Raw genomic sequence first — 635 nt, 5'->3', positions numbered from 1 at the left:
GGGATGTAACAACATATCTTTCGGAAGTGCAGCGGAGCCCGGCGCCGCTGCCGTGCTAAACAACTGTTTGTAGCTCACATTCGCCGGTGCTTCGTCAGCAGGCGAATGTGCCGCAATAACGGGTTGAGTGGCGACAGGCTGCGGCACAGGAGCCGTTGCGGCCTGGAACACGGGTTGTGCAGGAACGACTGCAGCAGGCTGCAACGAGGCTGAAATACTGTCGAGCAGCGATGCACCAACGCGATCTGAAGCGTCTGGAGTGGCAGGCACAAAGGACTGAACCGGCAGCGATGATATCGCCGGCGCGTTTTCCACCGATGACGATGTAAAAGCAGCAAAATCAACCGGTTGAGGAACAGCCCGATCAATACGCTGACTGTTATCCAGCACCGACCCCGCGCCATCATTCAGCAACTGTTTGATGATGGCCCAGTTGGTGGTTGTCGAGTTCAGCGTTTGCTCAGACATATCTTTGAATTCAATGTGGTTTGTTTGCGTTTTTTCCTTAAAACGCTGCAGGTCATCATAACTGTTCATATGTCTGATCGCGCAAGGTGGATGATTTCGCGGCAATATAACATACATTTTTAAATAGTTCAGACTATTCTCATATCATAGAAGAAACACTTTTAATG

At 50.7% G+C, this 635-nt stretch carries 1 protein-coding gene; it reads right to left on the bottom strand.

Going from position 1 to position 635, the window contains the following annotated elements; genetic code table 11:
* A partial coding sequence (gene bcsO, locus WH277_RS00040) for a cellulose biosynthesis protein BcsO (protein WP_339503619.1) occupies window positions 1-537 on the bottom strand: 537 nt, incomplete at its 3' end.
* Between the last annotated feature and the right edge of the window lie 98 nt (window positions 538-635).

Source organism: Erwinia sp. MYb416 (assembly GCF_037479575.1).
In the GTDB taxonomy this organism is placed as follows: domain Bacteria; phylum Pseudomonadota; class Gammaproteobacteria; order Enterobacterales; family Enterobacteriaceae; genus Erwinia; species Erwinia rhapontici.
The sequence above is the reverse complement of the archived record's forward strand: the minus strand, read 5'-3'. Positions and strand labels throughout refer to the sequence as shown.